This window comes from Kitasatospora sp. RG8 (assembly GCF_017813315.1).
Lineage (GTDB): Bacteria > Actinomycetota > Actinomycetes > Streptomycetales > Streptomycetaceae > Kitasatospora.
On record NZ_JAGIYX010000004.1, the window covers coordinates 129,344 to 151,942 of the forward strand.

The window sequence follows — 22,599 nt, forward strand, 5'->3', positions numbered from 1 at the left end:
TCAGCCGCCCGCCACTGTCCCGGTGAGGAGCTCGTCCCACATCTTCGGGAAGTCCGGCAGGGTCTTGGCCGTGGTGGCCACGTTCTCCACCTGGACGCCCTCGACGGCAAGGCCGATCACCGCGGCGGCGGTGGCCAGGCGGTGGTCCTCGTAGGTGTGGAAGACGCCGCCGTGCAGCGTGCGGGGGCGGATCCGCAGGCCGTCCTCGGTCTCGGTGACGTCGCCGCCGAGGTCGTTGATCTCCTTGGCGAGTGCGGCCAGCCGGTCGGTCTCGTGCAGCCGCAGGTGGGCGATGCCGTAGAGGTGGGACTCGGAGTCGGCGAGCGCGGCGACGGCCGCGATCACCGGGGTCAGCTCGCCCACGTCGTGCAGGTCGGCCTCGATGCCGTGGATCCGGCCGGTGCCGGTGAACTGCAGGCCCTCGTCCGTGAACTCGCAGGCGCCGCCCATCCGCGTGTAGATCTCGCGGAGCTGGTCGCCGGGCTGGGTGGTGTGCTTCGGCCAGTCGCGGACGGTGACCCGGCCGCCGGTGACCAGGGCGGCGGCGAAGAACGGCGCGGCGTTGGAGAGGTCCGGCTCGACCACCATGTCGCGGCCGATCAGGGCGCCGGGGGTGACCCGCCAGACGTCCTTCTCGCCGCCGTCCTCGGGGGCGTCGACCTGGACGCCGGCCAGTCGCAGCATCTCGACCGTCATCCGGATGTGCGGCAGCGAGGGGACCGGGCCGCCGACGTGGCGGACCTCCACGCCCTGGTTGTAGCGGGCGCCGGAGAGCAGCAGGGCGGAGACGAACTGGGAGGAGGACGAGGCGTCCAGCTCGACCGGGCCGCCGTCCAGCCCGCCGGTGCCGTGCACGGTGAGCGGGAATGCGCCGCGGCCGTCGTCGTCGATCCGGGCGCCGAGCGCGCGCAGGGCGTTGATCACGCCGTGCTGCGGGCGCTCGTAGCTGCGCGGGTCGCCGTCGAAGTGCACCGGGCCGTCGGCGAGGACGGCCAGCGGGGGCAGGAAGCGCATGACCGTGCCGGCATTGCCGACATCGACCGAGGCCGGGCCGCGCAGCGCGGGCGCGGGGATGATCCGCCAGGCCTCGCCGCCGCCGGTGCCACCGGCGTCGTTGTTGACCTGCTCCTCGATGCCGACACCGAGTGCGCGCAGGCCGTCGGCCATCAGCTGGGAGTCGCGGCTGCGCAGCGGGCGCCGCACCCAGCCGGGCTCGGTGGCGAGTGCCGCCAGCACCAGGGCCCGGTTGGTGACCGACTTGGAGCCGGGGATGGTGACGGTGGCGTCAACGGGGGTGGTCGCGACGGGGGCGGGCCACAGGGTCTCGGTCATGGGGCAAGTTTAGGGGCCGTACGGGAACCGCCCGCGCGGTGGCCGGATGGCGGAACGGGGCTGTGACCCGCCCGCTCGCCTCCGGGCGCTCGGGCCCGGCGCCGACGCTCTTCGTTGCGGCGCTCGTTCCTCGCTCGTCGCGCATCACTTTCGGCACCGGCGCGCCCTTCGGCTCGGGTCGGGCCTAGCCCGCGGGCAGCAGCCAGCTCGCGCCGAGGGCCAGACAGGCGAGTGCGGTGATCAGGAAGAGGGCGATCCAGGCGAGGCCGGGGATGCCGGTGAGCCGGGCCAGCTGGTCGGCGTCGGAGTCCTGGGCCTGGCCGCGGCGGCGCTGGTGCTGGAGCTCCAGGACCGGCCGGACGGCGCCGAGCAGCAGGAACCAGGTGCCGAGGTAGGCGAAGCCGGCCTGCACCTCGGGGGTGCCGAACCAGGAGACCAGGAAGAACGCGCCGCCGGCCAGCAGGACGGACAGGAGGCCGAAGGCGTTGCGGATCCGGACCAGCAGGGCCAGCAGCAGGGCGATGGACAGCCAGAGCAGCAGGGTGATCCGGTCGGCGGCGAGCAGCGCGGCGCCGCCGAGGCCGAGCAGGGCCGGGGTGGTGTAGCCGGCGGCGGCGGTGAGCACCATGCCGGGCCCGGTGGGGCGGCCGTAGGAGAGGGTGAGGCCGGAGGTGTCGGAGTGCAGCCGGATCCCGGCCAGTCTGCGCCGGGTGGCGCGCGCGGCGAGGCCGTGGCCGCCCTCGTGGGCGATGGTCACGGCGTTGCGTCCGATCCGCCAGAGCGGCCGCACGAGGACCAGGAGCAGGGCGGTCGCGCCGGTGGCCAGGACGAGCCAGCCGGGCGGTGCGGGCTGGGTGCCGGTGACCCGGTCCCAGACCTCGCCGATGTTCTGTGCGTCCATGTCCGTCTCCGCCTCCGTCCGGCCGTGCCCCGGCCGGGCGCGGGTCGCGGCCGCCGGGGTGGCAGCCTCCCATGCGGGGACGGCCGGGCGGGAGGCGGTGGTTCGTTCCGTGGAATGAGGAAGTGGTGAGAACGGCGGCCGTGGCAAGCTGACGGCATGTGTGGTCGCTTCGCCGCCGGCACCAGGCCGGAGGACATCGTGGAGCTCTTCGGCGTCCGGCAGTGGGACCCGGCCGAGACGCTGGCCCCCAGCTGGAACGTCGCCCCCACCGACAGCGCCTTCGTGGTGCTGGACCGGGTGCCCAAGGGGGAGTCGGCGCCGGTGCGGCAGCTGCGGGTGCTGCGCTGGGGCCTGGTGCCGGCCTGGGCGAAGTCGCCGGAGACGGCGGTGAAGATGATCAACGCCCGCTCGGACACGGTGCACGAGAAGCCCTCGTACCGGCAGGCCTTCGCGTCCCGCCGGTGCATCCTGCCGGTCGACGGCTACTACGAGTGGCAGACGCTGCCCGGCGAGCGGGGCAGGGCGAGGAAGAAGCCGTTCTTCGTCTCCAGGGCGGACGGCGGCCCGCTGGCGCTGGCCGGGCTGTACGAGTTCTGGCGCAACCGGACGGTGCCCGCCGGCCACCCCGAGGCCTGGCTGGTGACCTTCACGATCGTCACCACCGAGGCCGAGGAGCTCCTCGCCCCGATCCACGAGCGGATGCCGCTCTTCCTGGACCGGGAGTCGTACGACGACTGGCTGGACCCGGGGCAGGCCGACCCGGACGAGCTGCGCCGGCTGCTGATACCCCCGCCGCCCGGCGCCCTGCGGGCCACCCCGGTCTCGCCCGCGGTGGGCAGCATCCGCAACAACGGCCCCGAGCTGACCCGGCCGTGGGACGAGGCCGAGTACGAGACCACGCTGTTCTGACCCCCCTTTCCCCTGGAGCCCCTGCACGATGACCACCGAACTCGTCCCGACGCCCGCCGGGGACGCCCGGATCACCTGGCACCGCGCGGCCGCCCCGAAGGCGGTGCTGGCGCTCGGGCACGGCGCCGGCGGCGGGACCGCGGCGCGCGACCTGGTCGCGCTGGCCGCCGCCCTGCCGGCCCGGGGGGTCACCGTGGCGCTGGTCGAGCAGCCCTGGCGGGTGGCCGGGAAGCGGCTCGGGCCGGCGCCGAAGACCCTGGACGCGGGCTGGACCCCGGTCGCCGAGCTGCTGGCGGGCGGGGGCCTGCCGCTGGTGGTCGGCGGGCGCAGCGCCGGGGCCCGGGTGGCCTGCCGGACGGGCGCGGCGACCGGCGCCGCCGGGGTGGTGGCGCTGGCGTTCCCGCTGCACCCGCCGGGCAGGCCGGAGAAGAGCCGGGCGGCGGAGCTGCTGGAGTCCGGGCTGCCGACGCTGGTGGTGCAGAGCGCGGCGGATCCGTTCGGGGGCCCGGCGGAGTTCCCGGAGCTCCCGGCCGGGCACACGCTGGTGCCGGTGCCGTACGGGAGCCACGGCTTCGAGGTGCCGAAGCGGGCGCCGATGGGGCAGGACGAGGTGCTGGAGCTGATCACCGGGGCGGTCGGGGACTGGGTGCTCGGGCTGCTCTGAGCGGGCTGCCGCGGGGTGGGCGGTGCCGCTCCCGGCCGTTCCCGGCCGCCGTGGACGGGCTGTCGCCGCCCGCTCACCCGTGCGGGTGAAAAGCCGCCCGGGGCCGGGAATGCGGGCGCCGTCGGCGTGGTTGGAACCCCTGTCAGCTTGAGTCCCGGTGGAAGGCAGCACAGATGGGTTCGATCGCGTGCCCCGAGCGGCCGGAGGAGCGCGAGGCCGCCGCGGCCTTCGCCCCTGCGTGGTCCGACTGGATTGTCGCGGGCGAGAAGCCCGTCAGCCCGATATCCTCCATTTCGGGGCGGCCCGCGGTGGGTCGTGCCCGCCATGGCGAGGAGGTGGGTCCGGTCGTCGGGACCGAGCACGAGGCCGAGCCGGGCCGGGGCCCGGAGGAGAGCCTGCCCGCGGGGGAGGCGCTCACCGGTGAGGAGCTGGCCGAGGCGATCGGTGAGGACACCTTCCGAGTGTCGGCGGAGGAGAGCGAGGAGGCCCGGCGGGAGCGTTTCGAGCGCGACGCCCTGGGCTACCTGGATCCGATGTACTCGGCGGCGCTGCGGATGACCCGCAACCCGGCCGACGCGGAGGACCTCCTCCAGGAGGCGTTCGCCAAGGCGTACGCGTCCTTCCACCAGTTCCGCGAGGGCACCAACCTCAAGGCCTGGCTGTACCGGATCCTCACCAACACGTTCATCAACTCGTACCGCAAGAAGCAGCGGGAGCCCCAGCGCACCGCCGCCGAGGAGATCGAGGACTGGCAGCTGGCCCGGGCCGAGTCGCACATGTCGACCGGTCTGCGTTCGGCCGAGACCCAGGCGCTCGACCACCTCCCGGACAGCGATGTGAAGGACGCCCTCCAGGCCATCCCGGAGGAATTCCGCATCGCCGTCTATCTCGCGGACGTCGAGGGCTTTGCGTACAAGGAGATCGCGGACATCATGGGTACTCCCATCGGTACGGTGATGTCCCGACTGCACCGCGGCCGCCGGCAGCTGCGCGGCATGTTGGAGGACTACGCCCGTGAGCGCGGGCTGGTCCCGGCCGGCAGCGGGGCAGGGCAGGAAGCGAAGGGCTCGGGTTCATGAGCTGCGGCGATCCGCACGACACCGAGTGTGGCGAGGTCCTCGACCACCTCTATGAATTCCTCGACAACGAGATGGCCGAGGGTGACTACGCCAAGTTGCGGGTGCACTTCGAGGAGTGCTCGCCGTGCCTGGAGAAGTACGGGCTGGAGCAGGCCATCAAGGCACTGATCAAGCGCTGCTGCGGGTGTGACGACACCCCGGCCGACCTCCGCGGCAAGGTGCTGGCCCGGATCGACTCGATCCGGGCCGGGCAGCGGTCCGGCGAGGCGGTGGTCGCCGTCGACCCCACGGCCGAGGGGCACGGCGAGGTCGCCGTGCAGGGCCGCACGGCCCCGGCCGGTGAGGCCGTCGAGGCCGCGGCCAGGCCGGGTACCCCGGTCGAGGCGGGCGCCCCGGCGGAGTGAGCGGGCCGGCCCGCCGTACGGCGGACGGTCCGGCGCGAGGACGAGGCGGCCCCCGGAGCAGGTGCTCCGGGGGCCGCCCCCTTTTTGCTTGCGTGCGCCGTCACTCGTTCGAGTGAGTTGGCGGTGCGCCAACTGCGGCATTCCGCGATCATGCGTCCCCGTGCCGGAACGGCGGCCTATCCTCCTGACGGACGCTCACCGCCGGTCGCCCCGGCGCGCCGAGCGCGAGACCGGGCCAGGACGGCGGGGAGGTCGAGATCGCTACCGACAGTGGAGACCCGGACCTGCCACCGGGCGCGGCGCGCTACCTCGTGGCCGTCCCCGTGGCGGCGCTCTGCTGCCTGCTGCCGCTGCTGGCGGCGCCGCTCCCGCTGGGCGTGCCGCGCTGGCTCGGCGCACCCGTCGACTGGCCCAAGGTCGGACTGCTGGCCTTCCTGCACGGGTGCTGGGGATCGCTCGCCCAGGGGATGCCGACGCCCTGCCTGCGACTTGTCCGCGCCCTGCTGCGCCGTCCGCTGCCCGACCGGGCACCGGCCCGGCCCTGCGCCAACGCCTTCTTCCCGGTGCTCTTCGCCGGGGTGCTGATGCTGCCGCCGGCCGCCGCCGCCCTGGTCGCGGTGGTGCCCGCGCTGCTCGGCCCCGGCGAGCCGGAGGGCCGGCGGCGGCAGCTGTGGAACGGCGCCCAGCTCGCGCTCTCCGCGTTCGCCTCCTCCGTGGTCTTCCACCTGCTCGCCGGGCCGCAGCTGCTGCTCGGCTCCCGGTTCCCGGCCGCGCTGCTTCCCGGCTTCGCCTCCCTCGCCGTGTTCTGCCTGGTCAACGGCGTGCTGGTGAGCGCCATGCTGCTGCTGGCCGAGGGCCGGCGCCCGACCCTGCTGCGGCGCGGCCAGGCCGCCGCGGTCGGACTGCCGGTCCTGGTGCACGCGGCCGGCGGGCTGATGGTCGCGGTGCTCTGGCAGGGGCCGTACGGGGCCTTCGCGGCGCTGCTGGCGCTGCTGCCGCTCTCCATCTCGGCCTGGGTGTTCGCCCAGGGCCACCGCGAGCGGGACGCCCACCAGGCCACCGTCCAGGCGCTGGTGCAGGCCGTGGAGATCAAGGACGCCTACACCCGCGGGCACAGCGAACGGGTCGGCAAGGCCGCGGTGCTGATCGCAGGTCAGCTCGGCATGGAGTACGAGCGGCTGCGCACCCTGCGGTTCGCCGGCATCCTGCACGACGTCGGCAAGCTCGGCGTCGCCACCGAGCTGCTGCGCAGAAACGGTCCCCTCACCAACGCCGAACGGCGGGCCGTCGAGGTGCACCCGGTGCACGGGTACGAGCTGGTGCGCGGGATCGCCTTCCTCGGCGAGGCGCACGCGGGGATCCTGCACCACCACGAGCGGATGGACGGCCGCGGCTACCCGAGCGGGCTGGTGGGCGAGCAGATCCCCGAGTTCGCCCGGATCATCTCGGTCGCCGACGCCTTCGACTCGATGACCTCCACCCGCTCGTACCGGCGCGGCCGGCCGGTCGCCGAGGCGGTGGCCGAGCTGGAGCGCTGCTCGGGCAGCCAGTTCGACCCGGTGATGGTCCGGGCCCTGGTCGACGCGCTGGCCGTGCACGACTGGCAACCGGTGCTGCCGCCGCCCGGCGACTGCATCCGGGCGGTGCCGGACATCCCGCTCGGCGTCCCCGAGCCGGCCCGGGCGGCCCCCCGCCGGGTGCCCGCCCAGGGCGGCACCGCGCCGACGGCCGGTCCGTCGTGATCGCGGCGACCGGGGGCGCGCGGCCGCACCGGCGGGCCCACCGGCGACCGGGCGCGCACCGGCCGTCGCGGCCCGGCGGGCCCCGGCCGGGGGCGGCGGTGCACGGGGGCACGCTGGCGGTGCACGGAGGGGCGCTCGCGCTGCTGGCCCTCGCGTTCGGCGCGGTGGCGGTCCGGGGGATCGCCGAGCCCGGGGTCGCCCTGGCCTTCACGGTGCTGGTCGCGCTCGGCGAGTGCGTCCGGATCACCCTCCCGGGCGACCGCGAGCAGGCGCCGATCGGAGCGGCCGGCGCGCTCGCCTACGCGCTGCTCGGGCCGCTGCGCGGGCTGCCGACGGGGCACGGGGTGCTCCAGACGGTCGCGGTGACCGGTGTCGGCCTGCTGCTCTCCCTGCTTCCGGCCCTCGTCCTGCCGCACCGCGTCCGGCACCACCGGCGGGCGCCCTGGCGCGACCGGGCCCGGCGCGACGGCGCCGCCCGGCGGCTGCTCGGCGCGGGCTTCGCCGCCGCCGTCTTCCAGCCGCTCTACAACAGCGGACTGGTGGACCGGATCTCGGCGGACGGCCCGGCGTACGGGGTGTTCCTGGCCCTGGTGGCCGCACTGGCCGCGCTCTGCGACGCCACCCTGGCGGCGGTGCTGCGCCGAGACCGGAGCGGGCTGCGGTTCCCGGCGGCGCTGGAGGACGAGCTGCGGTCGCTGTTCGGGATCGGCACGGCGATCACGGCGACGGGGCTGCTGGTCAGCCTGGCCGCGGGCGAGGTCGGGCTCTGGGCCCTGCCGCTGTTCTGCACGCCGCTGCTGCTGGCCCAGGTCTCGTTCCGGCGGGCCGCCGCCGTCCGGGCCACCACCGGGCAGACCATCGCCAGCCTGGCCCGGGCCACCGAGGTGGCCGGCTACACCCCGCCCGGCCACGCCCGGCGGGTCGCCGACACGGCGTGCGCGGTCGGGCGCGAGCTGGGGCTGGGCACCCGTGAGCTCGCCCTGCTGGAGTACGCGGCGCTGATGCACGACATCGGACAGCTGTCACTGGTCGAACCGGTGCCGGACGGGGCGACGGCGCTGCTGCCGGAGGAGGAGCAGCAGCGGATCGCCCGGCTGGGGAGCGAGGTGATCAGGCGGACGGGGGTGCCGCGGCAGGTGGCCGAGCAGGTCGCCCGGCTGGCGGATCCGCCGGGCGGGCGGCCGGACGGCGGGCCGGACGGGGGCGGGCCCCAGGTGCCGCTGGCGGCGCGGATCATCCGGGTGGCCAACGCCCACGACGACCTCCTGACGGCGGCGCGCGGCCGTGGGGTGGGCGAGGCGGTGGGGCGGCTGGAGGTGCTGGAGGTGCTGCGGCTCGGGCGGGGGCGGGTCTACGACCCCCGGGTGGTCGACGCGTTGGTCCGCGTCCGGGGCTAGCCCCGGACGGGGCGGGGTGGAGGGGACGGGGAGTTCGGCCCGCTGGGGTTGAGGTGGGGCGGCGGGGCGGGCAGGCTGGGTAGGGGCAGGAGCCCGATGGCTGCGGCAACCGTGGGCGGTGGGGAGCGCGGGCGGTGGCGGGCGTGGTTGGATGCGGTCGTAGCGTGGAACACCGACCCGGGGTACCGGGCCCGTGACGCGGGAGCGGATGCGGGACTTGAGCGGACGACGACGGCAGGGACGAACGTGAGGATCTTCCACCGGGCACGGCACCGGCCGTCCGCCACCTGGCGGCAGACGACCGACCGGGCTTTCACGCTGATCGGCGACGGCCGGTTCGAGGACGCGGGTGCCCTGCTGGTGATGGCGGCCGATCTGGAGCCGTGGCTGTCCGACTCCTGGTTCAACCTGGCGCTGCTGCACAAGTTCCGCCGGGACTGGGAGCAGGCGCGTGCGGCCGGGCTGCGCGCGGTGGCGCTGCTGGACCGCGAGCACGGTGCCCCCGACTGGTGGAACCTCGGGATCACCGCGACGGCGCTCCAGGACTGGCCGCTGGCGCGGCGGGCCTGGCAGGCGTACGGGCTGCGGCTGCCGGGCGGGCCCGGGGCGCAGCCGGAGGGTCCGGTGAGCCTGGACCTGGGGACGACACCGGTGCGGCTCTCGCCGGAGGGCGAGTCCGAGGTGGTCTGGGGCCGGCGGCTGGACCCGGCCCGGATCGAGGTGCTGTCGATCCCGCTGCCGTCGTCGGGCCGCCGCTGGGGCGAGGTGGTGCTGCACGACGGCGCCCCGCACGGCGAGCGGGTCGCGGACGGGGTCGCGTACCCGGTGTTCGACGAGATCGAACTGTGGGCGCCGTCCCCGGTGCCGACGTACGTGGTGCTGCTGCAGGCGGCCACCGCGGCGGACCGGGACGCGCTGGAGCGGCTGGTCGCCGAGGCGGGGTACGCGGCGGAGGACTGGACGTCCTCGGTGCGGCTGCTCTGCCGGGCCTGTTCGGAGAGCCGGATGGCCTCGGACGACGGGCACACCGCGCACCACGATCCGCACGACGACGGGGACGCGGCCCACCCGGGGCACCTGAGCCATCTGAGCCAGGGCGCGGGCGGGATGTCCTGGCTGGTGGAGCGCGAGTGCGGGATCGCTGCCCCGGCCGCCCTGGTGCGGACGCTGCTGGACCGCTGGGTGGCGGCCTCCCCGGGGAGCCGCGCATATCGTGATCTTGAGGAGGTCTGCTGAGCGAATCCTGAGGAGTCTGCTGAGCGAGCCGCTTACCCTTGAGCGGTACACCTCGACAGTTCTCGGATTCGGAAGCGAAAAGGCAGCGATGGCGGAGCAGCACGACCACCAGCACGACCACGACCACGAGCCCGCTGGGGACGCGGCCCAGCCGGTGAAGGTGGTCGGCGAGGAGCCGGACCTCTCGAAGGGCACCGCACGGCCGATCACCGTGTTCGGCAACCCGGTGCTGCACCGGGAGGTCAAGGACGTCACCGCGTTCGACGGTGAGCTGTCCGCGCTGATCGACGACATGTTCCAGTCGATGTACGCCGCCGAGGGCGTCGGCCTGGCCGCCAACCAGATCGGCGTGGACCTCAAGGTCTTCGTCTACGACTGCCCGGACGACGAGGGCGTGCGCCACATCGGCCACGTCATCAACCCGGTGCTGGAGGAGCTGCCGGCCGGGAGCAGGCGGGTGCTGGACGACGGCAACGAGGGCTGCCTCTCGGTGCCGACCGCCTACGCCGAGCTGCCCCGCCCGGACTACGCCGCGGTGACCGGCGTCGACAAGGACGGCAACCCGATCCGCGTCGAGGGCACCGGCTTCTTCGCCCGCTGCCTCCAGCACGAGACCGACCACCTGTACGGGTTCCTCTACATCGACAAGCTGTCGAAGCGGGACCGCAAGGACGCGCTGCGGCAGATGGCCGAGGGCACGCCGCGCTACGCGACCGTGCCGAACGCGTAACGGCCGAAGGCCTGTTGAAGGCCGGTGCGGGGGCTCCGTACCGGCCTTCGGGCTGTTCGGGGCTACGGGCTACGGGAGGAAGAGCCATTCCGGGCCGTAGGTGAAGCGGTGGTCGAGGGGGAGCTCGACGGCGTTGATCTTCTGGGCGGCCTTGCGCATCTTCCCCATCAGAGTGGGGGCCGAGCCGACCGTGCCGTCCCCGGCATCGCTCCAGGCGGTTTCGAGGTCGCGCAGCATCTGGCTGTAGAGCTGGTTGAAGTCGTGCAGCAGCCCGGCGGTGTTCGCGTCGGGCTCGTTGCCGGGGGAGTTGATCCAGCCGCCCCCGGGGATCCGGGCGATCGAGGAGGTGTCCGGCAGCGGGATGTCAGGACCGACGAAGTCGAAACCTCCGTTCTGGCCGACGGGGACGAACTTCTTGCCGACCGCGATCTCCTTGAAGGCGTAGTAGTGGGCGAGTTCGTCCGGGACACCGGGAAAGGGGTTGTCCGGGGAGGCGTCGGTGCCCTCGCCCTGGGTCTGGATGATGTGGATGGCGGTGAGCACGTCGTCGATGTGGTTCATCTTGACGATGTCGTTGCCGGCGCCGTGGCTGGTGAGCGTGGCCTCCACCTGGCGCTGCCCGTTGATGAGGCCGGCGAACCTGGGGAAGACGTTGGCGATGCGCTGGTAGAACGCGCCGATGGTGTTGCCGTCGGCCGCGAAGCCGAGCGGGTGCTCGGGCTTCTCGATGGCGGCGAACAGGGCGGCCGACTCGCGGCTCAGCCCGCTGAGATACACCTCCAGGTCGGGGTTGACGCCGCCGGGCAGCTGGCCGGGGTACTTCGGCACGGTGGCGGGGTCGGTGAGGACGACCGTGCCGCCGATGGTGGTGAGCATGTTGCAGACCAGCCCGAAGTGCGACATCTCGTCGAAGATGATCTCGCGGATGGTGTGGCGGACCGGCTTGTTGTTGTCCGGGTCGGTGATCGACCAGAGGGCGGTGGCGTAGGGCGGGATGGTGGAGAGCTCCAGCATGATCGCGCGCTGGAGCGCGTCCTTGAGCTCCTGTTCGGTCCAGTCCTCCTCCGCGACGTTCATGAGCTGGACGATCGCGTCGCTCTGGTAGTCGAGGATTCCGGTCGTCACGGTGGGCCCCTTTCGTTCGGCTGTGCGCCGGACCGTAACCGGGGGCGGATCGTGTGCGGAGGTCCGGCGCCGGTGCGGCCCGGGAGTTCATCCGGACGGGCGGTGTGAAGTCCTTCCCTGCCACGCCCGGCGGGGCAGGGGCCTTCGGGCGGGTGCGCGAGTGCTGCCGCCGGGCGGTCGCCGTCCGGACTCAGCGCTTGGTGCCGTCCACGATGACCGGTGTGCCGTTGGCGCCGCAGGGGCTGGCGTAGACGGGGTTCTTCTCGGCGGCGGCCTTGAAGGCCTCGATGCACTGGCTCAGCAGGATCTTGTCGGTGAGCGAGTTGGCGATCGCGGCGTTGGCGGCGGCGGTGCTGTCGGCCTCGATCTTGCGCTTCTCGGCCTCGGCCTTGGCCGTGCGCACGGCCGCCTCCGCCTGGGCGGTGGTCTGATCCTGCTGGATCTTCTGGTCGATGGCCTTCTGCAGGCCGTCGCTCGGCCGGACGTTGCGCAGGTTGACGCCGTTGACGAGGATGCCGCGCGGGGCGAGCCGGGCGGTGATCAGCTTGTCGATCTCGGAGGCGATCGCCTCCCGCTGCGAGCTGTAGCCCTCGACGCTGGTGTGGCGGGCGAAGACGTTGCGGACGATCTCCCGGCTGTCCGGGTAGACCAGGCGTTGCTGGACGGCGTCGGCGCTGCCGGCCAGTTTGAACAGGTCGGCGGTGTGCTGGGGGTCGATCGACCACTTCACCGTGAGGTCGGCGAACAGCACCCCGCCCTCGGAGGAGCGGACCTCGACGGTGGAGTCACCGGTCAGGTCGAGATCGGCGGGGCGGGTCGAGAAGGTGGTCACGTCGGTCAGCGGCGACTTGAAGTGGAGCCCCGGCTGCCAGGTGCGGCCGACCTTGCCGAGGCTGGTGGGCACCGCGACCTCGGTCGGCTCGACCACGTGGACGAAGGTCGTGAGCCCCAGCAGCAGCCCGAGACCGCCGGCGAGGATGCCGCCGAGGGTGACCGGCCAGGAGCCGATCTTGCGCCACCGCAGTATGAGCAGGCCGAGGCCGACGGCCAGGAACAGCAGGGACAGGATGAGCATGGTGAGGTCCCTCGGGCTGGAGTGATCAGGACGGACGGCCGCAGCCTAGGCAGCCGGCCCACGCCCCGAGGCTGCTTCAGATGATGTTCATACGATCAACCCTGCGCGTTGGCCGTCGGCGCCCGTACGGGCCTCGCCGGTGCACCCCCGGTCGGGAGGTGCCGCGCTTCGAGGTCAGCCCAACCCTGGTGGCGCCTCTGCTCCGGCGGGTCGTGGCTGGAACCTCCGCATGGCAGAAGAGCACGTACAGCGCGCGGGGCGGGAACTGTGGTGAGACGCAGGTCGGGTTGATGACGACGGCGTCCGGGACTCCGGGCCCCGGGCGGACCCGCTCTGCTCTTCCCGGCCGAGGCCTGGTCGTCCTTCCTCGCAGGGGTCAAGTCCGGCGACTTTCCGACCGACTGAAACAACAGTGGTGCCCCGCACGGGCTGTGGCCGTGCGGGGCACCACTGTTGTTTCAGGTGAGGTTGTCGACCCAGAAGAAGACGGTTCGCAGGATCACACCCGGGGCGCCGGCGCCGAAGCCGAGGACCATGGCCTGGCCGATCGCGACGTCCGTCGGGTCGATGCCCTGGGACCAGGTGATCCCCGCGTCGCGGCCGGGGATGGTGCTCCCCGGGGCGTACGAACGGAACGATCCGCGGGCGTGGGCGATGAGGGTGCCGTTGCGGCGCAGTTCGGCGCGGCGGAGGCTGGTGGGCCTCAGCTCGTAGCTCCGGTCGCCGACGACGGCGGTCCGAGTACGGTTGCGGGTCCGGCTGGTCGGGATGTTGTGGCCGTTGATGTTCATCGCGCCGTGGTCGCGGTCGGGCACCACCGTGACGGTGGGTATCCCCGCCCCCTGGATCCGCGCCACGACGGACGGCCGGCGGTCGTAGTTGATCTGTATCGGCCCGAAGGGGCCTTCGATCACACGCTGTTGGAGCTTGGTCATGCCTGGGCTACTCCTGAACACCGGGTACCAAACAGCGGAGCCGCCAGGACGGCGGCTCCGCTGCTTGCTGAACGATATCGACTTAGAAGTCGTCGTCGAAGGCGACCGAGCCCTCGACGGCGACCTGGTACGCCGAGACCCGACGCTCGAAGAAGTTGGTCAGCTCCTGGACGTTCTGCAGCTCCATGAAGCCGAACGGGTTCGTCGAGCCGTACCGGATCGGCATGCCCAGGCGGGCGAGGCGCTGGTCGGCCACGGCCTGGAGGTACTCGCGCATCGACGCGGTGTTCATGCCGGGCAGGCCGTCACCGCAGAGGTCCTGGGCGAACTGGAGCTCGGCCTCGACGGCCTCCTCCAGCATCTCCGTGACCTGCTTGGCCATCTCGTCGTCGAAGAGGTCGGGCTCCTCCTCGCGGACGGTGTCCACCACCGAGAACGCGAAGTCCATGTGCATGGACTCGTCGCGGAACACCCAGTTGGTGCCCGTCGCGAGACCGTGCAGCAGGCCCCGGCTCCGGAACCAGTACACGTACGCGAACGCGCCGTAGAAGAACAGGCCCTCGACGCACGCCGCGAAGCAGATCAGGTTCAGGAGGAACGCGCGGCGGTCCTCCTTGGTCTGCAGCGAGTCGATGTGGTCGACGGCGTTCATGTACTTGAAGCAGAACTGCGCCTTCTGGTGGATGGAGGGGATGTTCTCCACCGCGGCGAAGGCCGCGTTGCGGTCCTCCGGGTCGGGAAGGTAGGTGTCCAGCAGCGTCAGGTAGAACTGGACGTGCACGGCCTCCTCGAACAGCTGGCGCGACAGGTACAGGCGCGCCTCCGGGGAGTTGATGTGCTTGTAGAGGCTCAGCACCACGTTGTTCGCGACGATCGAGTCACCCGTCGCGAAGAAGGCGACCAGTCGGCCGATCATGTGCCGCTCGCCCTCGCTCAGCTTGGCGAGGTCGGCGACGTCGGAGTGCAGGTCCACCTCCTCCACGGTCCAGGTGTTCTTGATCGCGTCCCGGTACCGGTCGTAGAACGACGGGTAGCGCATCGGGCGCAGGGTCAGCTCGAAGCCGGGGTCGAGCAGCATCTTGCGGTCGTCGGGGGTGCTCACTGGCAGGCCTCGCAGGACTCGGGGTTCTCCAGGGAGCAGGCGATGGCGTCCTGCTCGGCCTGGGTCATGGTGGGGGCGGGAACCGGCACGGGCGCGGCGGTGCGGGCGGCACCGGACGCGGCCTGGGCGATCCGGGTCGCCGGGCGCGAGCGCAGGTAGTAGGTGGTCTTCAGACCGACCTTCCACGCGTACGCGTACATCGAGCTGAGCTTGCCGATGGTCGGCGCCGCCATGAACAGGTTCAGCGACTGGCTCTGGTCGAGGTACGGCATGCGGGCCGCGGCCAGGTCGATCAGCGCGCGCTGGGGCAGCTCCCAGGCGGTGCGGTAGAGCGAGCGGACCTCGGCGGGCAGCCAGTTCAGCTCCTGCACCGAGCCGTTGGCGTCGCGCAGCGCGTCCCGGGTCTGCTGGTCCCAGACGCCGAGCTCCTTGAGCTCACGGACCAGGTACGGGTTGACCTGGAGGAACTCGCCGCTCAGCGTCTCGCGCTTGAACAGGTTGGACACCTGCGGCTCGATGCACTCGTACACGCCGGCGATGGAGGCGATGGTCGCGGTCGGCGCGATGGCCAGCAGCAGCGAGTTGCGCAGGCCGGTCTCGGCGATCCGGGCGCGCAGCGCCGTCCAGCGGTCGGCCCAGGCGGGCGCGGCCGACGGGAAGTGGTCGATGTGCAGCTCGCCGCGGGCGGCGCGGGTCTCGCCGTACGCCTCGTGGCGGCCCAGCTGCTCGGCCAGGTCGGCGGAGCGCTCGTACGCGGTGAGCATGATGCGCTCGGCGATCAGCGTGGAGAGCTGCTTCGCCTCCGCGGAGTCGAAGTCGATCCGCAGCTGGAAGAAGACGTCCTGGAGGCCCATCACGCCCAGGCCCACCGGCCGCCAGCGGGAGTTGGAGGTGCCGGCCTCGGTGGTCGGGTAGAAGTTGATGTCCACCACGCGGTCGAGGAACGTGACGGCGGTGCGCACGGTGGCGTCCAGCCGCTCCCAGTCCATGGCGTTGAGGAGGTCCTCGACGGACGCGCCCGGGGCCACGTGGGCGCCGAGGTTGACCGAGCCGAGGTTGCAGACGGCGGTCTCGGAGTCGTCCGTGACCTCCAGGATCTCGGTGCAGAGGTTGGAGCTGTGCACCGTCCGGCCGGGCAGCGCGGTCTGGTTGGCGGCGCGGTTGGAGGCGTCCTTGAAGGTCATCCAGCCGTTGCCGGTCTGCGCCAGGGTGCGCATCATCCGGGCGTAGAGGGTCTGCGCGGGGATGGTGCGGACGGCCTTGCCGGCCAGCTCGGCCTTGCGGTACGCCTCGTCGAAGTCGGCGCCCCAGAGGTCGACCAGCTCGGGCACGTCGGCCGGGGAGAACAGCGACCAGTCCTCGTTGGCGTTGACCCGGCGCATGAACTCGTCCGGGATCCAGTGCGCCAGGTTGAGGTTGTGGGTGCGCCGCGCCTCCTCGCCGGTGTTGTCGCGCAGCTCCAGGAACTCCTCGATGTCCGCGTGCCAGGTCTCCAGGTAGACGCAGGCCGCGCCCTTGCGGCGGCCGCCCTGGTTGACGGCGGCGACCGAGGAGTCGAGGGTGCGCAGGAACGGGACGATGCCGTTGGACTTGCCGTTGGTGCCCCGGATCAGGCTGCCGCGCGAGCGGATCCGCGAGTACGAGAGGCCGATGCCGCCGGCGTGCTTGGAGAGGCGCGCGATCTGGGCGTACCGGGAGTAGATCGAGTCCAGGTTGTCCAGCGGCGAGTCGAGCAGGTAGCAGCTCGACATCTGCGGGTGCCGGGTGCCGGAGTTGAAGAGGGTCGGCGAGGAGGTCAGGTACTCCAGCCGGCTCATCAGGCCGTACAGCTCGGCGACCTCGCGCACCGACTGCTCGCTGTCGCCGACCGCCAGGCCGCAGGCGACGCGGAGCAGGAAGTGCTGCGGGGTCTCGACCACCTTGCGGGTGATCGGGTGGCGCAGCAGGTAGCGGGACTGCACGGTGCGCAGGCCGAAGTACTCGAAGCGGTCGTCGCCCTTGGCGTCGACCAGCGCGTCGAGCGCGGCGGCGTGCTTGGCGACGAAGGCGGCGGTGACGTCGCCGATCAGGCCCTCGGCGTGGCCGACGGCGATCGAGGCGGAGAAGGAGACCGAGCCCTGGGAGACCGCCTCGTCGACGATCTCCAGCGCGAGCAGCCGGGCCGCCAGCTTCGAGTACTGCGGGTCCTCGGCGATCATCGACGCTGCGGCGTCCACGGCCAGCCCGCGCAGCTCGGCGAAGTCCGAGCCGGCGTGGCGGCCGCGCAGCGCGGCGGCGGCGACATGGCCGGGGTCCACCTGGGGAAGGTCGACGCTGCGGTCGGTCAGCAGCCGGAGCAGCGCACCGCCGGGGTCGGAGACCGTCGGGTCGGCGGGGGCGGAGCTGGAACCCTGGGCGGGCAGGGTGGCTGAGGCAGCGGTGGTCAAGGCGCTCTCTCCTGGCGGCGATCGGCGGCGGTGGATCGGGGCACCGGGCCGTTCGGGGCAGGGGAGCACGGCGCGGCGGCCGGACGGCTCCGCGCGACGGTGTCATCCCCGGCCCGCCCGCGAGGCCCGGAAGTACTGCTGTGCTGGAGGCCTCTGCGGGGAGGCCGGGCGGCACGCCGTCGGCAGGTACTCGGACTCGCGGACTCTGGTCGGAGCCGCCCGCACACCGCTGCGGGGCAGTCCCGGATTCGCACCGGGTTCCCCTGCGTCGACAGCAGGGACGAGCATACATCTAGTGGCGGCTGACTTTCGCGGCACCATATGTAGTAGCCGGTGTGTCGCGGGGCGTGGCCCGGCGCCCCGGGCTCTCAGTGCAGCAGGAACACTTTGTACGTGCCGGAATCGCCGGTCGGGGAGCTGAACTGAGCGATGAGTCGGTAGCGTCCGCCGGCCTTGACCGCCTCGCTGACGGCCCGGTCCGTGGCGGTGGGCGCGGTGCTGTCGAGGACGATCATGGTGAACCAGGCGTTGCGGATCGCGGCGACCGTGCCCTCGTCCCCGTGGTGCATCACCCCGGCGGGATCCCGGTAGTCGGTCCCCTTGCGGGCCGAGACCCACTGCTCGGGCTTGCTGACGGCGCCCAGGTAGTACTCGGGCAGTCCGTCGACCTCGGTGAGGTAGCGGCCCTGCGGGGTGGTGTGCAGGCGCAGCACGCCGAGCAGCCGGCCCGAGTCGGGCCCGTCCTGGTACCGCAGGGCCGACTGCTCCAGCCCGAGGGCGAGCAGCACCACCCAGACCAGGATGCCCAGCTGGGGGTTGCGGAAGTGCGCGCCGACCAGCCTGGTGATGCCCACGCCGGCCAGCGGTGCGGCGAAGAGCATGCCGAAGCCGAGGTGGCGGAACATCACGCCGGAGGTGCCCAGGCACGCGTACACGACCGGGATCAGCAGCGCCGTCGCGCACAGCGTCACGCTCAGCGTCGTGCGGCGCAGCCGGGACGCCGTGATCGCGGCGTCCTCGGGCGACTCGTTCAGCCGCTCGCGGAGCGAGTAGGCGATCCCGCCCGCGCAGGCCAGCACGGTGAACAGGCCGCTCCACTGGACCGCGGAGAGGAGGACCGAGCCGGCCGGGCGGGCCTCGTGGCCGGCCGCGGGGGACCAGGCCCAGACGTCGTCCAGCAGGCCGGACACCAGGAGCCCCGCGAGGGCGCCCGCGGCCAGGAGGAGGGCGCGCCCGGCGGCGGGCCCGCGGCCCCGGTAGGGCCAGGAGGTGATCAGTGCGAGGGCGGCCAGGACGGGCACCGCGATCACCGCGGCGTACTCCACGGCGGCCGCCAGCGCAGCCGTCGGTACGGCCAGCAGGACGGTGGCCACGGGGGCGCGGGCGGTCCTCACGACGATCCAGGTGGCGAGCGCCACCAGGGCCACCGCGAGGGCGTCCGGAGCGGCGTAGAAGCCGACGACCACGGTGGACTGCAGGACGGCGTACGCGGCGGCGGTGCAGATGGCCACGCGCTCGTTGAAGAGCCGGCGGGTCAGCGAGTAGAGCAGGGCGGTGGTGGCCAGCGCGAGCACGAGGCTTACCAGCCGGGCCCCGAAGATCCCGCTCGCGTTGGCGGCGGCGCCGGCCAGCGGGGGGTAGAGCCAGGGCGACCCGGGGATCTGGCCGATCAGGTCGGTCGTCACCGGGGTGCCGTGGAGCAGGTTGTCCAGCTGCTGGCGGCCGACGATCATGGCGACGGCCTCGTCGGGGTGCGCGGCGCCCAGCAGGCGCAGCGAGAGCGCCGCCTGGACGGCCAGCACGCCGAAGAGCAGGCCGCGGCCGATCCAGCGGCGCCGGGGGCTGGAGGCGGGGTCCCAGCCGGTCGCGGGGACGGCGGGGATCGTGTACGGCGCCAGCTGGACGGCCGGGCCGTCCTCGCCGTCGCCGGGGTGGGCGCGGCCGTGGGTGTCGCCCTCGGCGTCGTCGTGCTCGTCGGCCGGGTCGTACGCGTGGTCCGCCGGGTGCCCGTCGGCGGGGTCGGGGTCGGCGGGGTCGGCGGGGTCGTACGGCCGGTCCGCCGCGTACCCGTCGGCGGGGTCGTACGGCTGGTCGGACACGTGCGCCTGGTCCGGGCCGTGCGCGTCGTACCCCTCGGCCGCGGCGGAGTCGTGGGTCGTGGCGGTCCGGCGGGCCCGACGGGAGCGTCTGGGCCCCTCGGCCACGGCGGCCTCCTCGGCCGTGCCGGCCTCGCGGGCCACGGCGGTCCCCTCGGCCGCGTCGGCGTCGAGGGTCGTGGCGGTCCGGCGGGCCCGACGGGAGCGTCTGGGCCCCTCGGCCACGGCGGCCTCCTCGGCCGCGCCGGCCTCGCGGGCCACGGCGGTCTCCTCGGCCGCGTCGGCGTCGAGGGTCGCGGCGGTGCCGTGGGCCGCGCCCGTGCCGTGGCTCGCGCCCGTGCCGTCGGCCGCGGCGGTCCGGCCGGCGCGCCGGGAGCGCCTGGTCCCCTCGGCCCCCGCGGCCGGCCCGTTCTCCCGCGGGCGGGGCGGACGGGCCCGGGAGCCTTCGTCGTCCGGGGTCCGGACCGGGGTCTGCGGGGTGAACCAGGAGTCGGTCTCTGAAGGCATCATGGGTTCCGGATGTCGAAGCCGTAGCGGGGATCGGACGCGCGCTGCTTGTAGTCCGCGAGCGTCTGCGGGGTGATCTCGATGCGCCAGTCCGCCCGCTTGACGATGTTGAACCAGACGAAGCCGACGAGGTCGTCGTGCGCCTCGATCCCGCTGAAGAGCTGGTCGATGTCCGCGCGCTGGCGCTTGCCCTGCTGGGAGGCCGTCTCGCTGATGAAGAACGGCTTCTGGCTGAAGGTGCGGATCTCCGCCATCGTCGGCCCGTAGAGCGCGTCGAAGGTCTTCGGCCCGGTGAGGGTGAAGTAGCCGGTCATGCCGGCCCAGTCCACGTAGGTGTCCCCGGGGTAGTAGGGCGCGAGGCGGGTGTTGGGCGCGGGGTCGGTGATGTTGGGGCTCCAGACCCAGATCACGTTGGTCGCGCCGGCCCGGTCGAAGATGTCGTGGACGCGGCGCCAGGCCGTGACGAAGTCCTCGGCGCTGGCGGCCTGCCGGCCCCACGGGTACCAGTCGCCGTTCATCTCGTGGGCGATGCTGATGGCGATGGGCAGGTTGAGCTTGGCGGCGGCCTTGGCCACGCTCTTCACGTAGTCGTCGGTCTCGCCGGCCGCGATCGCCGCCATCGAGGGGGAGTGCGGCTCCCACGCCATGTAGGGCAGCGCCCCGGCGTCGTAGATCCGGCGGACCCCGGCGGTGTCGAAGCCGTCGCCCCAGCCCGCGTAGTACTCGAGGACGTTCGGCTGCTTGCCGATCGCGGTGGTGTAGCCGCCCAGCGCGTCCATCTTCGCGGGGACGTCGGGCAGCGCGGCGCCCAGGTACTTGCGCTGCGGCTTGAGCAGGGGCGTGACGTCGTACGGGAGGTCGGCGGCCGGGCCCGCCGGTTTCCGGGCCGGGGCCGGGGCCGCGGTCGCGCCGCCGGTTGCGGCCGGCTGCGGCGCGGCGGCCTCGGGCACGGCGAACCCCGGGTCCGCGGGGCCGCAGGCGGTGGCCGGCAGCAGGGTGGCGGTCAGCAGCGCGAGCACGGCGAGCGGACGGCGCAGACCTGCCCGGCGGCGGGCGGACACGGCGGGTACGGCGGGCACGGCGATCACACAGCTTCCGTGGGACGCGGCTGGACGAGGACTCGGCCCACGATGACGGCGTAGAAGAGGCCGGAGGCGAGCACCAGGGCGAAGTTCAGCGGGCCCATGGTGAGCATCCGCCAGATGCCGGCGCCCACCCAGAGGGCGGCGGTCCCGCCACCCCAGACGATCATGCCCGTCCAGAACCGGCGGGTCTTGTTCTTCTTGGCGCCGCTGGAGCCGGTCGGCTGCCAGGCCATCCGGTTCTTCCGCAGGATGTCCCAGATGGCGAAGACGTGCGCCCAGCCGTACATCATGCGGGCGGCCCAGGCCTCCAGCCGGTACGGGTTGCGGTGCCAGAGCGGGAAGATGAGGGTGGCGTACACCAGGCCCGGGATCACCAGCATCGTGTTCTCCCACCGGATCAGGTCGGGACGCATGAGCAGCAGCACGATGGGCACGAGCGGGGAGACGATGGTGAACAGCGCGGTGTGGATGTAGTAGAAGAATCCGGACATGTAGCACATCCGGGTTATCAGCCGGAGCTTGGTGCCCCAGAACTTCCGGCTGCCCAGCAGGCTCATCGAGCCGGTGCACCACCGGTACTGCTGGTTGAAGAACCCGCCGACGTTGTCGGGGCAGACCCCGGCCGCCAGGGCTATCGGCACGTAGTGGAGGTTCCAGCCGAGCCGGCGCAGGTCGAAGCCGGTGTGCACGTCCTCGGAGTGCTCGATCAGCGTGGTGCCGCCGTTCTGCTCCAGCGCGGCCCGCCGGTAGAGGGCACAGCTCCCGACGCAGATCGCACCGTCGTTGCGCTGCCGGGAGACCTGGACCGTCCGGTAGAAGAGCTCCTGGACGGCGCCGGCGCCGCGCTCGATCCAGTTCTGGGAGTCGAGGATGCGGAAGAACTGCGGGGATTGAACGATTCCGAGCCCGGGGTCGTTCTCCATGTAGGGGAGGAGCTCGTCGAGCAGGTCGGAACGGGGTGCGAAGTCGGCGTCGAGGATGAGGATGTAGTCGCTGTCGGAGTTGCGGAAGCCGAACTGGAGGTTGCCGGCCTTCTTGAACCAGCCGCGGTTGTTGCGCGTGCCGTAGACGAACTCGAAGTCCACGGCCATCTGCGCGAGTTCGGGGCTGTCGCTGTCGTCCAGCACGTACGGGGTCACTTCGCCCGGGTACTGGTCGCGCAGCCTGGCGACGTGCGTCCAGGTGTTGTGCAGCACCTCGATGGGCTCGCCCGCGACGGGCAGGAACACGTCGACGGTCGGGTACCGCTCCGGGCGCCAGCCGCGCACCAGCGCGCGGTGGCCCTTGAGGTCGAAGGTCTCGTTGAACCCGTGCACCCAACGGGACATCAGGTAGTAGACGACGGTGAACGCCAGGAACGGGACGAAGAGCCAGAACCACGGCGTCGCCCGGAGCAGGCCGACCTCGCTGGCCACCATGGAGCCGAAGCTGAGGAGGGAGAAGCAGGTCAGCACCCAGAGGTGACTGCGCGTGTAGGAGTACTTCTCCACGTTGTCCGGAGGCTGCGGGAGCAGGCCGCTCGGCACGCGGGCGCTCGCGTCCTGTCGGGTTCTCCGGCGTGAGGTGGCTGCTCTCCTGCCGCCCGTGAGCTGCGTACTCTCGGTGACAGTCACTTGGCTCTCTCCCCCAGAAACCGTATCGAAGTGGACCAGAAGCGACGTGGGTCGTTCGTTCCACGGCCGCATGGACGTCAGGATCGTACGGGAAGCGGTCCGGTGAAGCTCCGCCCGGCCTTCCGCCTGGCTGCCCGGAACCGGGATTGAGCTCCGATCGTGATGTGGAGCGGGCGTATACGGTTGGCGCTCGCTACGGCCACGGGTCGGTTCAGCAGACACCGGATCAGGGGAGACGGAG

18 protein-coding genes, 1 pseudogene and 1 riboswitch are annotated in these 22,599 nt (G+C 72.8%); of the genes and pseudogenes, 9 read left to right on the forward strand and 10 right to left on the reverse strand.

Going from position 1 to position 22,599, the window contains the following annotated elements:
- A complete protein-coding gene (gene aroA, locus J5Y04_RS08240) occupies positions 1–1,332 on the reverse strand; it encodes a 3-phosphoshikimate 1-carboxyvinyltransferase (RefSeq protein ID WP_209411198.1) in 1,332 nt (443 codons plus the stop codon).
- A 184-nt stretch (positions 1,333–1,516) separates the two neighbouring features.
- A complete protein-coding gene (locus J5Y04_RS08245) occupies positions 1,517–2,233 on the reverse strand; it encodes a M50 family metallopeptidase (RefSeq protein ID WP_209411199.1) in 717 nt (238 codons plus the stop codon).
- Positions 2,234–2,389: 156 nt separating this feature from the next.
- Between J5Y04_RS08245 and J5Y04_RS08250 the strand changes: the two genes are divergently transcribed.
- The 8 genes from J5Y04_RS08250 (at position 2,390) to def (ending at position 10,394) form a co-directional block, all read left to right on the forward strand.
- Positions 2,390–3,142 carry an SOS response-associated peptidase gene (locus J5Y04_RS08250; protein WP_209411200.1) on the forward strand — a complete coding sequence of 251 codons (753 nt, stop codon included), beginning with the start codon at positions 2,390–2,392 and terminating at the stop codon, positions 3,140–3,142.
- A gap of 28 nt (positions 3,143–3,170) precedes the next feature.
- A complete protein-coding gene (locus tag J5Y04_RS08255; protein ID WP_209411201.1) occupies positions 3,171–3,806 on the forward strand; it encodes an alpha/beta family hydrolase in 636 nt (211 codons plus the stop codon).
- Positions 3,807–4,141: 335 nt separating this feature from the next.
- Positions 4,142–4,885, forward strand: a complete 744-nt coding sequence (locus J5Y04_RS08260; RefSeq protein WP_374105976.1) for a sigma-70 family RNA polymerase sigma factor — start codon at positions 4,142–4,144, stop codon at positions 4,883–4,885.
- Positions 4,882–5,289: a mycothiol system anti-sigma-R factor gene (gene rsrA, locus J5Y04_RS08265; protein WP_209411202.1), complete on the forward strand. Its 408-nt coding sequence runs from the start codon at positions 4,882–4,884 to the stop codon at positions 5,287–5,289. Before J5Y04_RS08260 ends, rsrA begins: the two co-directional genes overlap by 4 nt.
- Before the next feature lie 311 nt (positions 5,290–5,600).
- Positions 5,601–7,031 carry an HD-GYP domain-containing protein gene (locus J5Y04_RS08270; RefSeq protein ID WP_307853000.1) on the forward strand — a complete coding sequence of 477 codons (1,431 nt, stop codon included), beginning with the start codon at positions 5,601–5,603 and terminating at the stop codon, positions 7,029–7,031.
- 98 nt (positions 7,032–7,129) lie between these two features.
- A complete protein-coding gene (locus J5Y04_RS08275) occupies positions 7,130–8,428 on the forward strand; it encodes an HD domain-containing phosphohydrolase (protein WP_307853001.1) in 1,299 nt (432 codons plus the stop codon).
- 246 nt (positions 8,429–8,674) lie between these two features.
- Positions 8,675–9,664, forward strand: coding sequence for a hypothetical protein (locus J5Y04_RS08280; RefSeq protein ID WP_209411203.1), 990 nt, complete (start codon positions 8,675–8,677; stop codon positions 9,662–9,664).
- 88 nt (positions 9,665–9,752) lie between these two features.
- A complete protein-coding gene (gene def, locus J5Y04_RS08285; protein ID WP_148642991.1) occupies positions 9,753–10,394 on the forward strand; it encodes a peptide deformylase in 642 nt (213 codons plus the stop codon).
- Between the two features lie 69 nt (positions 10,395–10,463).
- On the opposite strand, the gene J5Y04_RS08290 is transcribed toward def, so the two are convergent.
- Together J5Y04_RS08290 and J5Y04_RS08295 are read right to left on the reverse strand one after the other, a co-directional pair.
- On the reverse strand, positions 10,464–11,519 hold the full coding sequence (locus tag J5Y04_RS08290; protein ID WP_209411204.1) for a ferritin-like protein: 1,056 nt from the start codon (positions 11,517–11,519) through the stop codon (positions 10,464–10,466).
- A 190-nt stretch (positions 11,520–11,709) separates the two neighbouring features.
- Positions 11,710–12,594, reverse strand: a complete 885-nt coding sequence (locus tag J5Y04_RS08295) for a prohibitin family protein (protein WP_209411205.1) — start codon at positions 12,592–12,594, stop codon at positions 11,710–11,712.
- A gap of 321 nt (positions 12,595–12,915) precedes the next feature.
- Between J5Y04_RS08295 and J5Y04_RS43480 the strand changes: the two are divergent.
- Positions 12,916–12,999, forward strand: a pseudogene (locus J5Y04_RS43480) (DUF397 domain-containing protein); the annotation flags it as partial.
- Between the two features lie 53 nt (positions 13,000–13,052).
- Here J5Y04_RS43480 and J5Y04_RS08305 read toward each other — a convergent pair.
- From J5Y04_RS08305 to J5Y04_RS08330, 6 genes are all read right to left on the reverse strand, one after another.
- Positions 13,053–13,529, reverse strand: coding sequence for a hypothetical protein (locus J5Y04_RS08305; protein ID WP_209411206.1), 477 nt, complete (start codon positions 13,527–13,529; stop codon positions 13,053–13,055).
- Positions 13,530–13,611: 82 nt separating this feature from the next.
- A complete protein-coding gene (locus J5Y04_RS08310; protein ID WP_148644778.1) occupies positions 13,612–14,607 on the reverse strand; it encodes a ribonucleotide-diphosphate reductase subunit beta in 996 nt (331 codons plus the stop codon).
- Positions 14,608–14,627: 20 nt separating this feature from the next.
- Entirely contained in the window at positions 14,628–17,033 is a 2,406-nt protein-coding gene (locus J5Y04_RS08315; protein ID WP_209411507.1) for a ribonucleoside-diphosphate reductase subunit alpha, read from the reverse strand.
- A gap of 187 nt (positions 17,034–17,220) precedes the next feature.
- Positions 17,221–17,362, reverse strand: a riboswitch (cobalamin riboswitch).
- 63 nt (positions 17,363–17,425) lie between these two features.
- Positions 17,426–19,663 carry a glycosyltransferase family 39 protein gene (locus tag J5Y04_RS08320; protein WP_209411207.1) on the reverse strand — a complete coding sequence of 746 codons (2,238 nt, stop codon included), beginning with the start codon at positions 19,661–19,663 and terminating at the stop codon, positions 17,426–17,428.
- The gene (locus J5Y04_RS08325; protein WP_307853002.1) at positions 19,660–20,748 is read right to left on the reverse strand and encodes a glycosyl hydrolase; all 1,089 of its coding nucleotides are present in this window, start codon (positions 20,746–20,748) and stop codon (positions 19,660–19,662) included. Before J5Y04_RS08325 ends, J5Y04_RS08320 begins: the two co-directional genes overlap by 4 nt.
- On the reverse strand, positions 20,745–22,163 hold the full coding sequence (locus tag J5Y04_RS08330; protein ID WP_245204518.1) for a glycosyltransferase family 2 protein: 1,419 nt from the start codon (positions 22,161–22,163) through the stop codon (positions 20,745–20,747). The genes J5Y04_RS08325 and J5Y04_RS08330 overlap by 4 nt, the downstream gene beginning before the upstream one ends.
- Positions 22,164–22,599 lie beyond the last annotated feature (436 nt).

What these genes read in the sequence shown, in the direction of transcription:
- J5Y04_RS08250 (WP_209411200.1), top strand. Translation starts at nt 2,390, where the DNA reads ATGTGTGGTCGCTTCGCCGCCGGCACCAGGCCGGAGGACATCGTGGAG.
- def (WP_148642991.1), top strand. Translation starts at nt 9,753, where the DNA reads ATGGCGGAGCAGCACGACCACCAGCACGACCACGACCACGAGCCCGCT.
- rsrA (WP_209411202.1), top strand. Translation starts at nt 4,882, where the DNA reads ATGAGCTGCGGCGATCCGCACGACACCGAGTGTGGCGAGGTCCTCGAC.
- J5Y04_RS08310 (WP_148644778.1), bottom strand. Translation starts at nt 14,607, where the DNA reads ATGCTGCTCGACCCCGGCTTCGAGCTGACCCTGCGCCCGATGCGCTAC.
- J5Y04_RS08330 (WP_245204518.1), bottom strand. Translation starts at nt 22,163, where the DNA reads ATGGTGGCCAGCGAGGTCGGCCTGCTCCGGGCGACGCCGTGGTTCTGG.
- J5Y04_RS08295 (WP_209411205.1), bottom strand. Translation starts at nt 12,594, where the DNA reads ATGCTCATCCTGTCCCTGCTGTTCCTGGCCGTCGGCCTCGGCCTGCTC.
- aroA (WP_209411198.1), bottom strand. Translation starts at nt 1,332, where the DNA reads ATGACCGAGACCCTGTGGCCCGCCCCCGTCGCGACCACCCCCGTTGAC.
- J5Y04_RS08305 (WP_209411206.1), bottom strand. Translation starts at nt 13,529, where the DNA reads ATGACCAAGCTCCAACAGCGTGTGATCGAAGGCCCCTTCGGGCCGATA.
- J5Y04_RS08245 (WP_209411199.1), bottom strand. Translation starts at nt 2,233, where the DNA reads ATGGACGCACAGAACATCGGCGAGGTCTGGGACCGGGTCACCGGCACC.
- J5Y04_RS08320 (WP_209411207.1), bottom strand. Translation starts at nt 19,663, where the DNA reads ATGATGCCTTCAGAGACCGACTCCTGGTTCACCCCGCAGACCCCGGTC.
- J5Y04_RS08255 (WP_209411201.1), top strand. Translation starts at nt 3,171, where the DNA reads ATGACCACCGAACTCGTCCCGACGCCCGCCGGGGACGCCCGGATCACC.